Origin of the sequence: Treponema sp. JC4, from assembly GCF_000260795.1 — a bacterium.
Classification (GTDB): domain Bacteria; phylum Spirochaetota; class Spirochaetia; order Treponematales; family Treponemataceae; genus Treponema_D.
In genome coordinates, this window is sequence record NZ_AJGU01000002.1 from 93,011 (window position 1) to 105,419 (window position 12,409).

Below are 12,409 nucleotides of genomic sequence, written 5' to 3' on the forward strand. Positions count from 1 at the left end.
AAAAAATACCCGACCACAATCAGTGGCCGGGTTTGCCATGTTTATTCAACCATAATCTGCTTTTGAAGTTCCAGAACTTTTTCAAGAGGAAGTCCTTCTGCCTGTGCAATTTGTTCTGCTGAAAGAACTTTCAATTTTATCAGGTTTGTTGCAGCTTCAATAGCTTTCTTTTCTTCGCCTTGCTGTATTCCCTGCTTCAATGCCTCAGCAGCACGGATATCGCCATATTCTTCTACTATTTTACTTGCCATTTGTACTCCCTGTTCATCCTGCTTATGAAACTTTACTTTAGAAGCAAGTTCATCAAAATACATTTCATCGGCGTTAGGTGTTGAAAAATCGTGCATTAGTTTGCCAAGAGAATTATCACCCCGGTAATCGCCGTTGATGTACATTATATTACAGCCGTCATCAAATGGCAAATTGTTGCCTTCTTCATCTTTGATATCAAGAGTTTTGTTTACATGATAAACGGCCTGGCCTGTTTCAAACATATCATGCTCCAGAATGAATATGATATAAAGATTCGGTAAATCTTTGAATTTCTGGTTACTTTTGAGCGTATGACTGTCTAGCATTGCCTGATGATAACGTATTCTTCGAGGATCGGCACCTTCATCTGCCCTCTGAATTTCAATGTTATATTCCGTTTTAAAGATATCCTCTGCTACAACATCCAGCTTTACCGAGCGACCAAACAGATTATGTTTTTCAACCTGTGTCATTGATTTTGTAACCGTAAGGTCATTTCGATTAAGCAAAATCCGAATGAGTAATTCCGTTGCCTTTTTATCTCCGCTGAAAACCACTGTCATAAGTTCATCATCGATAAGTCGTAAATTCCTAACCCGTTCCAGCACCGCCGGGTTGATATTATCAAAACTGTCTCTTGCATTTTTCTGCCTCCACTATAATATAGTCGCAGACTTTCAAAATTCGGAAATAGATTTGAAAAAAAAGTTGATTTTTTTTGATTATTTTCATCCGATGACAATATTCCGCGCATTATGTATAATTACTTATTATTTTATAAGATAGGAATAAAGAATGTCTGAAAAACGTATTATCACAAAATCATTTTTATCTGTTCTTACTTTTATTTTCCTGATTTTTTCTTCCTGCAATAATCTTTTTGATAACGACAACAATTCCAGCTCAGAAGTCCGCTATGTGACTGTTTCCGGTGCAATAAACCCGGGTACCGCCCTTCCAACTGAATATGCCAGCCTGCTTACTTCTGCACAGGCAGAAATAGAAAATACCGGCAGCAAAAGAACTGCATGGCCTTCAATTCCTGGCGGACTTACCTATAAAATAACCGCTAAAAATACCGCTCAGGGCAGTACAGAAACTATAGACGGAACTCATTCCACAGATTATTCTTCCTACACAATTAAAATCCCGCTTACAGAAACAGAAAAAAATTACAAAATATATGTAAGCGTAATTTATAACGAAATAGAAATATTTTCCGGCGAAAGTAAAGAGTTTTCTATAAGCACTGCAAATCAGGTTGTAAGTGAAGATATTACACTTTCTGTAAATCAGACATCAACAGCACCCGGTTCTATCTCACTCGAAATTGATGTAAGCGAAACTGATATTCAAAAATGTATTATGGCATTTTCGACCGGACAAACTTTTTCTTTAGAAGCTGCAGATAATAAAATTATTACAAGAACTGAAGGAAATCCCATAGAAAAAGAAAAAGGGACATACAATGTAAGTTTTAATTTCTACGATAACTCAGATAAACTTCTCTATTCCTTTACCGAAATAATTAATGTTTTATCAGATTTTGTTACAAATACCTGGGTTCAGAATGGCGATGAACCATATTTTGTAACGACAGGTACAGGTTCTGCAAAAACAACCACCTGCAAAATTACCCCTGCAATGGTAGACGGCTTTGCCCTTACTGAATTTTACATTTCTGCAGATGGTGATTCTGCTAACAGCGGAACCTTTCTTAAACCTTTGAAAACCATTGACGATGCCGTTAAACTGATGCATAACAAAAATAAGGATTACACCATCTTCATTAACGGAAAAGTAGAAGGCGCACAGTCAATTTCTGATACTCTTTCAAAAACGGAAGCCAGCGGTACTTACCATGCCAAAACTCTTACAATCCGCGGTGCAAGCGGATCCGATTCAGATAGTCTGCATCTTACATCCGCAGGTACTGTTCTTAGCATAAGTACAGATGTTCCTGTAACAATTAAAGACCTGAAAATTCAAGGTTCAGACAGCTCAAGCGCTGCTACAACCGGACTTTCACTTGAAAGCGGTATATCCACAGATGTTACCATTTCTAGTGGCGTTGTGATTACGAATAATTATAATTCAGGCGTAATTATTGGCGACTCAGGAAAACTAACCATGACCGGCGGTCAAATTACCAAAAACCAGGCAAAAAAAGGTGCCGGTGTAATGAATAATGGAACCTTCATAATGAGCGGTGGTAGAATCGAAAGGAATACAACAACCGTTGAGGATAGCACTGACGGTGACGGCGGAGGTGTTTACTCAACAAATAAAATGATTATGACAGACGGTTATATCTGGGACAACACAGCGGGAAGAGGAACACAAGGAGATGGAGGCGGTGTATTATTCAGCGGAACTTTTGACTTCCAGGGCGGTAGTATTTATGGAAATCTTGCCTATAATCGTGGTGGCGGTATTTTCATAAATGGCGGTACATTGTTTATGAGCGGTTCTGCCGTCATTGGAAACATAACTTCAGATAAGTTTCCAACATACGATACAAGTACAAACAGAGCTTTCAAAAATGGCGGCGGTATTTATAGCGCAGGGGCAGCAAATCTTTACATCGGTTACACAAATGTAAGTTCTGATGATCCTAATTTCTCTGGCGGTATTGGTTTCAACTATGCAGCAGAAGAAGGTGGTGGTATTTTCGCAACAAGTGCTATTGAAGTATTCAAAATTGCTGGTGGAATCGTAAAAAACAATACTGCAGAAAAAAATGGCGGTGCAATATATGCAGGTGGTGATTTTACGCTGTTGAAAAAAGCATATATTCCTGCTGGAACAGATAATAAAAATGATGTTTATCTTGTAGAAAACAGATACATCTTTGTTACAGAAGGTCTTACAGGCACTGCACCTATCGCTACTATTACCCCACCAACATACAGTGCATCAAAACAAGTGCTTAATGGTACCGAATCACTCATCGCTGCATCGTGTGCAAAATTTGCATTATCAGATAATGACTGGATTATTGGTAAAGATGGAAAATGTTATTCAACTATAATAACAACAATAGGTTATACTTTGCCTGATATATTTAAGCAAATTTCTTCTGACAGTACTAAACCTATTAAAATTCGACTTGAATCAGATATTGCTGTTCCTTTACCTAATTATTTTGAAGTTACATATCCTCTTGTCGTAGAAGGAAACCATAAAATTTCAGGTAACTATGATAAAGCATTATTTACAATAAAAGAAGGCGGAAAACTTACTATAAAAGAAGGTGTAGAAGTCGAATATACAGGAAGCGATAAAGCTGCAATCAGCATAGAAAACGGTGAAGTAAATATAGAAGGAACAGAAAGCTCTCCTGTAAAAATATCAGCATCTGCATATAATCCATCTGGAATTCTAATAAACGATGGTATTTTAAAAGCCAAAAACCTTACAATTTCAGCTACTAACAAATCTTCTCTAACCATAGCAGGAGGTAGTGTTTCAATTGAAAATATGACCGCCAATAATACTACAAAATCTACAAATGGTGGAGGCATATACATAAGCGGTGGAACAAGTACATTAACAAACTGTGAGATTTCAGGAAACAAACTTTCAGCGTCAGGCGGCAGTAACTATATGGGCGGAGGTATTTTTATGGCTTCCGGCACTTTAACATTAAATAAATGTACTATCCAAAATAATATTGCAGCCTATTATGGTGGAGTTGGAAATACTCCGACCCACGGAGGTGGTATTTTTGCTAGAAATGGAAGCCGTATTACTATAAGCGATACAACCATTTCAGGCAATGGAGTATCAGAAGGCGGCGTAATTGAAGGTAAACAATATTATTTTGAAAGCGGTGTAATTTATAACGGAACAACCCTAAGCGAACCTCTATCAAACGATTAAATGTTTCATAGTTGTTGAAAAACAAGGTACAAGTTCTTCAGATGCAATGTTAAAATATAGTATGAATAGAGTTCGTGCAGTTCATAGGTTTTCTCCAAATTAAATAAAATCTGGTGAGGGGCATAATGCCTCTTGCTTGACTTTTTGCGGGAATGTGATATATTAAATAAAGGAGCACCACAGTAATGTGGCTGAATCTCCGTATGCTTTTATGAAAAAGCCTACATGGTGTGGAAACTAGTGTAGGCTTTCTTTTTTATCTAATCGCTTTCTGAATCTTTTTTAGCGAGAGCCTTGCATATTGCTAAGACAAACGATGCAACTGTAACAATTGCTGTTACAACTGCACAAAGAAGCATTACGCTTTCGTATCCTGTCATACTGCAGGCCTCCTATTCATGTGAATTCGGAGGTTCAGCCTACCATCACTGTGGTGCAAATTAAGTATAACACAAGAATATATACCAATCAAGCGTAAAGTCTTTTCTATTTTTACATCGTAGTAAAACTTTATATTTTATACGATATAGCTATATCTGATTATTGCGCTTTGGAATTTTTGCACTTCCAATTAAAAACAGCAGCAGGCGTGAGCGTTGAACCGCGCCGAAGGCGGCCACTGGACTGAGTGAGCCTGCCGAACGAAGGAAGCGGCTGGAGCACTAGCGGAACGGTGAAAGGCGAATGGGTGTTGGCACTCGCCTGTTTTTCTTTACCTAATCACAATCTCTCTTATCGACACATCTTTCTGCAGGCCTTTTTCTCCGAAGTCAAAAACGAGGTTGTGGACTTTTTTCCAGCTGAAAAGGCCTTCGCCGTTGTACCACTTCTGCTGGGCATTGCTGTAGGCGCCGCTTTCATAAAAATCTTTGAGAGGAATACTCACTTTATGCCATTTTCCGTCAGCAGGAACGGAATTTTTCTTTAATGAGGTCTGAGCACGCCATGGGAGTCCGGCCTTCCCTGCTCCGTTTACTTCCTGCTGCATAAAATACAGATCCATTGCAAGATCTTTTTGATTTGACCGGATTTCAAACTCAAGAGACTTTCCGCTTCCAAAAAGGGCTGTAAAATCGCAGTCGCCGCAAAAATCAATATCCAGATGATTATAGGGTTTTGCCTTTTTCAAGTAGATATAATACGGTTCGTCTGCAAAATCTCTTTTATAAATCATGCTTTTCAGTTCTGAATCACTGTCATCTTCCAGCCAGCTGTTATCGCACAAAATATTTTCTGCAAATCCGCTTTTATAGATTGTAAAATCATTTTCTTTTTTGCAGAATCGATCCAGGAAGGATGATGAGCTGTCTTTCCGGGAAGATTAAATCCCATAGCCTCCAAAAGATCTTTATTCAAATCCTCAGGGAATCTTGCTTCATATTGTTTCAAACTTGAATTATTAAAAATACCGATTGGCTCTCTGTAGCCCCAGCTGACGCGGATAATATTGCGTTCATCCATCCATTTTGCCTTTAATTTATACCAGCTGGTACGCTCATTTTTATCTGCATAGGTCTGGGAAACTCCCCACTCATTACACATAAGTGCAACACCGCGTTTATTGGCAAGTTTAACGGCTTCATCCAGAGGCTTAACAAGATTTACTTCCTTTGAATCTTCCGGGTAATTTTTAATTTCCTGCTTTACCCAGTCCGGGGCTTCCTCCGGAATTTCAGGCATTTTTTCCTTTACATAAGGAAAGGGAACACCTTTTACACATTTGTAGTCTGTCCAAACTGTTCCCTGATGAGTAAAAAGCATTGGTGAATAATCGTGAAAGTTATAAATGATATTTTGATCTTTATAATCCGGTAATTTTAAAAGCTCCGTTACTGAATTCCAGTTTTCAGCCCCAACAATTACGGTATGAGTTTTATCAGTTTCCCGGATTGCTTTCAAAACGTTTCCCTGTATTTTAGCCCATTTTGCAACATCATTTTCTATATTACCGCTTCTCATATGAGGTTCGTTATGAATTTCATAAAGAACATATTCCCCTGAATCTTTATAACGCTGTGCAACCTGCGGCCAGATCTTTAAAAGAATTTTTTCAATATCAGGACTTGTTTTTGAACTTCCCTGGCAGTTATTGTGATAGTCAATAATCATGTACATTTTCAGTTCTGTACACCACTCTACCGCTTTATCCAGAGCATCCCAAATCCAGTCGTTTACAATATAATCGGGAGAGCCGGAAGAAAAAGCCTGGAAATGAACCGGAATACGAACAATTTCTACACCAAGACTTTTTATGTCTTCAAAATCCTGTTTTCCGAATCTGAGGCGGTTTGAATCAGATAATGCAGCTACCTTTCCGTCCGGAGTGTAGTTTGCTTCAAGCCATACTGCAAGATTCAAACCTTTTGTAAAAGGCATTGTTTTTTTCACTTGTTGAGAAGTGCCGCTTGTTTTTGATGCAGCCGCAAAAGAATCGGCTGTAAAAATACCCAGAATAACAGCCAGAGTTATAAAAATCTTTTTCATAATATGATTATAACATGAGATTTATTAAAATCAAAAAAACTGTCTAAAAAGAACAGATTAAATAAATTTTTGAAAAATAATAAACCAGTGTTATACTTAAAAAATAGTGCACTTACGGCTCTGACCGGTCGTCTTACACAGGAGTTATTTCATGGGTATAAAAACTAAAATCACACTTGCGATGATTTGTCTTATTTTTATTACGGCGTCGCTGATTGCAGGCTTCAGTTATTCTAAGTCAAAACAGGAACTTACGGCGGCTGTAGAAACCGGAAACCTTAATCTGGCGAATACGGTTGCGGCTAAAATCCAGACGATTAATGAGCGCGAGTTTAAAATGGTCGAATCAATTGCCAGCCTTTCGACTTTCCGCGATGAAAATGTTTCTTTGCATGATAAGTGGCTACTGGCCAACTCTGTTACGGCTGGAAAAAACAAATACTTCGGAATCGGCTGTTATGATGAAAAGGGCGTAGGTTACAGTACAACAGGTGTTTACCACGATATGAGCTCTCGCGAGTATCTTGTTATTTCAATGCAAGGTAAGAATGCCCTTATGGATCCAAACTGGTCAAAAACTAACGGACATCTCTGCACTTTTTATGCAGTTCCTTTCTATAATAATAGCGGCCGCCAGATTGGTGAAGTTTCTGCTGTTGTAGATTCTTCGGATTTGTGCCATACGATGAAGACCCTTACGGTTGGTAAAGCTTCTCACCCTTTTGTTATCAGCCGTAAAAGTGGCCGCTACGTTGCTCACGAAAATCAAAAACTTGTTGAAGATAATACTGTAGCCTCTGATCTTGCTTCAGAAGGTTTTAAGCCTGTAATTGCCCGCATTATGAACGGCGAAACTGCGGCTGAAGTTTTCTATGATGAAGCAGAAAAGAAAAAATATGCTGTTTCTTATCAGCCTATTGACGGAAGTGACTGGAGTGCTGTCTGCCTTGCCCCTTATGCAGATTTTTACAACGGAATTACAGAACTTATGGCTGCCATGCTTTTGATTACGGTAGCCGCTCTTGTTGGTGCAGCTCTTATCGGCACCTTTGTAGTAAAATTCTCTATTAAGCCGCTTAAGGATGTAAGTACAGCCATTACAGGAATTGCCTCTGGCGACGCAGATTTAACCCGACGTCTTAATGCAAAAGCAAATGATGAAATTGGAGAAGTTGTAAAGGGCTTCAATCAGTTCAGCGAAAAACTTCAGGCTATTATCGGCGATGTAAAGAATTCAAAAGATGAGCTTATGGTTGCGGGCGAAAATCTTAATACTTCTACTCAGGATACGGCATCTTCCATCACAGAAATTATTGCCAACATAGACAGCATGAAACGTCAGATTGAAGGTCAGAATCAGAGTGTTAATCAGACTGCAGGTGCTGTAACAGAGATTGCTTCTAACATAGAAAGTCTTGGCCGCATGGTTCAGAATCAGTCCAGCGGAGTAACTCAGGCTTCGGCCGCTGTTGAACAGATGATTGGTAATATTTCTTCTGTAAACAGTTCTATGGATAAAATGGCTCATTCCTTCTCCGATTTGCGTTCTAATTCTCAGGTAGGAATTGATAAGCAAAAAGCGGTAAACGACCGTATCGAACAGATTGAAACTCAGTCTCAGATGCTGCAGGAAGCTAACGTTGCAATCGCAAATATTGCCAGCCAGACTAACCTGCTTGCCATGAATGCGGCAATTGAAGCGGCTCACGCAGGAGAAGCAGGAAAAGGCTTTGCGGTTGTAGCTGATGAAATCCGCAAGCTTTCTGAAACCTCTACGGCTCAGTCTAAGACAATCGGAAATCAGTTGACCAACATAAAGGAATCTATTGGTGAAGTAGTTTCCGCTTCTTCAGAAGCCAGCATTGCCTTTGAATCAGTTTCCAAAAAACTTGAAGAAACAGATACCCTTGTAATGCAGATTAAATCTGCAATGGAAGAACAGAATGAGGGTTCTAAGCAGATTACAGAGGCTCTTCACAATATGCAGGACAGCACTCTTGAAGTAAAGAATGCCTCTGCAGAAATGGAAGAAGGAAATAAGATGATTCTTGCAGAAGTTCAGGCTCTGCAGGATGCGGCAATGCATATGACTTCCAGCATGGAAGAAATGAGCATCGGTGCCAGAAAAATTAATGAAACCGGCGTAACCCTGAGGGAAGTTTCTGAGCAGATTGGCGGTTCAATCGGTCAGATTGGCCAGCAGGTAGACCAGTTCAAAGTATAATTTTCTAAGGAGATTCATATGGCTAGCAAGAGTAAGCAACCTAAAGAAAAGAAAGTTAAAGAGAAAAAGGCTAAGCGTTCCAGCTTAATAAGATTCCTTTTGTTCAGCATTGCAGGAACAATTGTTCTTATTAATGCCGCTCAGCTTATATTTATTACAAGTGATGCAAAAGAATCCATCATAGAAGAAAAGACTGCAGATTACATCAATATTGCAGATGGTTATGCACTTTCTATCCGCAATAATCTTGATGCCTATCTTAATGAACTGAACTCTTACATTGATGCCGACATCATGAAAGACGGAATCCTCCCAGATATTTACGAATGGCTTATTGCTCATGAAAAAATGCGCAGTAAGGATTTTGACTACATTATGATTGCCGGCGCCAACGGAACTGCCCATACAGACCTGGGCACAACCGTAAGTGTTTCCCAACGTCCTTACTACCAGGAAGTTTACCGGGGAAAAACAGAAAGATTCGTAAACACTCCTTTAATGTCTAAAACAACCGGTCAGCCAGTAGTTCACCTTACCCGCCCTCTCAGAGACAAAAAAGGCGAAATTTTTGCCATGATTGGCGGTGTTGTAAATGTTCAGCTTTTGACCAGCGAAGTAAACAAAATGAAAATCGGAGATAACGGCTATGCCTGGCTTATTTCTGATGATGGAATGGTTTTTGCCCATAAAAACAAAGACTTTATAATGAAGAAAAACTTCATCACAGATATCGACAAAAACGGTCCGAATGCAGATTTAATTGACGTTGCAATTAATATTGCGGCCGGAAAAACCGGAACTGAATGGATTACCTCTGAAACTGGACAGGGAAAAGATCTGATTGTTTACCGCCCTATTCCGGGAACAAAATGGGGCTTTGCCCTTACTATTCCTGATACAGACATTTACAAGCTTGTAAACCGAATAAGTACTCACATGATTATTTTCTCTCTTGCAAGCGTCCTTATTCTGATTGCCGTTGGAGCCTTCCTCCTTATCAGAATGATGAAGCCGCTTACTGTTGTTGAGACCGCAATCACAGACATTGCATCCGGCGATGCAGACCTTACCCGCAGAATCGATATTGATTCTAACAACGAAATCGGTTATGTGGTAAAAGGCTTCAATGACTTCGCCCAGAAACTTCAGGATATTATCGGCGATGTAAAATCATCTAAAAACGAGCTTACAAGCGCGGGAAATAATCTTTCTAACGCCACTCACGATACGGCAAGTTCCATCACCCAGATTATTGCAAATATTGAAAGTATGGTGAAACAGATTGAAGGACAGAATGCCAGCGTTAACCAGACTGCGGGTGCGGTAACCGAGATTGCTTCTAACATTGAAAGTCTAGGCCGCATGGTAGAAAGTCAGTCCAGCGGTGTTACTCAGGCTTCGGCTGCAGTCGAACAGATGATTGGTAACATTGCCTCTGTAAACACTTCTATGGATAAAATGGCTAATTCCTTTGCAGACCTGCGTTCTAATTCTCAGGTGGGAATAGACAAGCAGAGAGCCGTAAACGAAAGAATTGAACAGATTGAAACCCAGTCTCAGATGCTGCAGGAAGCAAACGTTGCAATTTCTTCTATTGCTAGCCAGACTAACCTTCTTGCCATGAATGCCGCAATTGAGGCCGCTCATGCAGGCGAAGCTGGTAAAGGTTTTGCCGTTGTTGCTGATGAAATCCGTAAGCTTTCTGAAACTTCTACAGCCCAGTCTAAAACAATTGGTGTTCAGCTGAACAATATTAAGGAATCTATTGGTGAGGTTGTTTCTGCCTCTTCAGAAGCCAGCATTGCCTTTGAAACTGTTTCTAAAAAACTTGAAGATACAGATGCCCTTGTCATGCAGATTAAGTCTGCCATGGAAGAGCAGAACGAAGGTTCTAAGCAGATTACAGAAGCCCTTCACAGCATGCAGGACAGCACACTGGAAGTAAAAAATGCCTCTGCCGAAATGGAAGAAGGCAATAAGATGATTCTGAAGGAAGTTCAGGCTTTGCAGGATGCCGCTATGCAGATGAATCAGAGCATGGAAGAAATGAGCATCGGTGCAAAGAAAATCAACGAGACCGGAAGCGCCCTTGGCGAGGTTTCCGACCTCATTAACAGCTCAATAGATAAGATTGGAGAACAGGTAGATAAGTTCAAGTTTTAATTAAAATCCTTCACTCCACCCAAGTCTATTGTAGCGAACAAATCGTCTACGGTTTCGCGGCGGCGGATTTCCTTAAAAGTTCCGTTAGGGCGCATAAGGATTTCACCGCAGCGAAGCTTACCGTTGTAGTTAAAGCCCATAGCACGACCGTGTGCCCCGGCATCATGAATAATAACGTGGTCACCAATATCAATTTTTGGCAGGCTTCTCTGTACTGCAAACTTATCGCAGTTTTCACACAAAGAACCAACTACATCATAAACTTCAGTTTTTGGAGCATTTTCCTTACCACTTACAGTAACTTCATGGTAAGCGCCGTACATTCCAGGGCGCATTAAATCTGCCATGCAGGCATCGACAGCAATGTATTCGCGGTAAATATGCTTCTGGTGAATTGCAGTTGTAACAAGCCAGCCGTAAGGACCAGTAATAGGACGGCCACATTCCCAGTAAATTGCAAGAGGATCAAGCCCGGCAGGAACAACAACGCGGTCATATTCTGCACGGATTCCTTTTGCAACTTCATCATAATCCACAGCCTTCTGCTCAGGCTTGTAAGGAATACCAAGTCCACCGCCCAGATCAACAAATTCAATCTGAACTCCAGTCTTTTCCTTAATTTCTGCGGCAAGTTCGAATACCAGCTTTGCAGTATCAACAAAGAAGGCAGGATTCAGTTCGTTTGAAGCAACCATTGTATGAAGACCAAAATGTTTTACGCCAAGATCGCGGCATTTTGCATAGGCTTCAATAATCTGAGCACGGGTAAGTCCATACTTTGCTTCTTCAGGCTTTCCGATAATTGAATTACAGCCCTGTTTTTCGTTTCCAGGATTGTAGCGGAAGCAGATAGTTTCTGGAAATTCTCCGCCCAAGGCCTTCTTCAAGAAATCAATATGAGTAATATCATCAAGATTGATAATATTTCCGTGCTCGTAAGCAAATTTATATTCCGAGGCCGGAGTTTCGTTTGAAGTAAAAATTACTTTTTCACTTGTAATTCCAGCAAGGTGAGAAAGCATAAGTTCCGGCAAAGAAGAACAGTCTGCTCCGCAGCCTTCATCAGCAAGAATTTTCAGAATATAAGGATTTGGACATGCTTTTACGGCAAAATGTTCGCGGAATTTCGGAAAAATACTGAAGGCTTTTGTAAAGCGTTTCATATTGTCGCGGATTGCCTCTTCATCATACAGATAAAACGGTGTCGGAAAATCCTGAATCAGATTATCAAGCTGTGACTGTGTAAGCGGAAAATTAGAACTCATACTACCCTCTTTTTTCAATATATTATGGAAAAAATTATGTCAAAATAGAAAAAAATCTTCAATATATTTAATAACGTAAAGATAAAAAAAATCTAAGAAAAAAAGTGTACTTTTCAAAACAGCATGTTATAATTTATAT

7 protein-coding genes are annotated in these 12,409 nt (G+C 39.8%); 3 read left to right on the forward strand and 4 right to left on the reverse strand.

Annotation, left to right across the window (positions count from 1 at the left end):
* Positions 1-41 precede the first annotated feature (41 nt).
* Positions 42-815, reverse strand: a complete 774-nt coding sequence (locus tag MSI_RS01635) for a PD-(D/E)XK nuclease family transposase (protein ID WP_009102992.1) — start codon at positions 813-815, stop codon at positions 42-44.
* Positions 816-1,047: 232 nt separating this feature from the next.
* Between MSI_RS01635 and MSI_RS01640 the strand changes: the two genes are divergently transcribed.
* Positions 1,048-4,134 carry a right-handed parallel beta-helix repeat-containing protein gene (locus tag MSI_RS01640; protein ID WP_009102994.1) on the forward strand — a complete coding sequence of 1,029 codons (3,087 nt, stop codon included), beginning with the start codon at positions 1,048-1,050 and terminating at the stop codon, positions 4,132-4,134.
* A 712-nt stretch (positions 4,135-4,846) separates the two neighbouring features.
* On the opposite strand, the gene MSI_RS01645 is transcribed toward MSI_RS01640, so the two are convergent.
* Positions 4,847-5,359, reverse strand: a complete 513-nt coding sequence (locus MSI_RS01645) for a hypothetical protein (protein ID WP_009102998.1) — start codon at positions 5,357-5,359, stop codon at positions 4,847-4,849.
* The gene (locus MSI_RS01650; RefSeq protein WP_009103000.1) at positions 5,314-6,618 is read right to left on the reverse strand and encodes a glycoside hydrolase family 5 protein; all 1,305 of its coding nucleotides are present in this window, start codon (positions 6,616-6,618) and stop codon (positions 5,314-5,316) included. The genes MSI_RS01645 and MSI_RS01650 overlap by 46 nt, the downstream gene beginning before the upstream one ends.
* Before the next feature lie 151 nt (positions 6,619-6,769).
* On the opposite strand from MSI_RS01650, the gene MSI_RS01655 reads away from it, so the two are divergent.
* Both MSI_RS01655 and MSI_RS01660 read left to right on the forward strand, forming a co-directional pair.
* Positions 6,770-8,842, forward strand: a complete 2,073-nt coding sequence (locus MSI_RS01655; protein ID WP_009103001.1) for a methyl-accepting chemotaxis protein — start codon at positions 6,770-6,772, stop codon at positions 8,840-8,842.
* An 18-nt stretch (positions 8,843-8,860) separates the two neighbouring features.
* Positions 8,861-11,005, forward strand: a complete 2,145-nt coding sequence (locus MSI_RS01660) for a methyl-accepting chemotaxis protein (RefSeq protein ID WP_009103003.1) — start codon at positions 8,861-8,863, stop codon at positions 11,003-11,005.
* On the opposite strand, the gene lysA is transcribed toward MSI_RS01660, so the two are convergent.
* Positions 11,002-12,270: a diaminopimelate decarboxylase gene (gene lysA / locus MSI_RS01665; RefSeq protein ID WP_009103005.1), complete on the reverse strand. Its 1,269-nt coding sequence runs from the start codon at positions 12,268-12,270 to the stop codon at positions 11,002-11,004. The two genes, MSI_RS01660 and lysA, sit on opposite strands and share 4 nt — an antisense overlap.
* Between the last annotated feature and the right edge of the window lie 139 nt (positions 12,271-12,409).

Bases quoted from the DNA above. Each gene is read 5' to 3' on its own strand.
- MSI_RS01635 (WP_009102992.1), bottom strand. From the start codon at position 815: ATGACAGTGGTTTTCAGCGGAGATAAAAAGGCAACGGAATTACTCATT.
- MSI_RS01660 (WP_009103003.1), top strand. From the start codon at position 8,861: ATGGCTAGCAAGAGTAAGCAACCTAAAGAAAAGAAAGTTAAAGAGAAA.
- MSI_RS01650 (WP_009103000.1), bottom strand. From the start codon at position 6,618: ATGAAAAAGATTTTTATAACTCTGGCTGTTATTCTGGGTATTTTTACA.
- MSI_RS01640 (WP_009102994.1), top strand. From the start codon at position 1,048: ATGTCTGAAAAACGTATTATCACAAAATCATTTTTATCTGTTCTTACT.
- MSI_RS01655 (WP_009103001.1), top strand. From the start codon at position 6,770: ATGGGTATAAAAACTAAAATCACACTTGCGATGATTTGTCTTATTTTT.
- lysA (WP_009103005.1), bottom strand. From the start codon at position 12,270: ATGAGTTCTAATTTTCCGCTTACACAGTCACAGCTTGATAATCTGATT.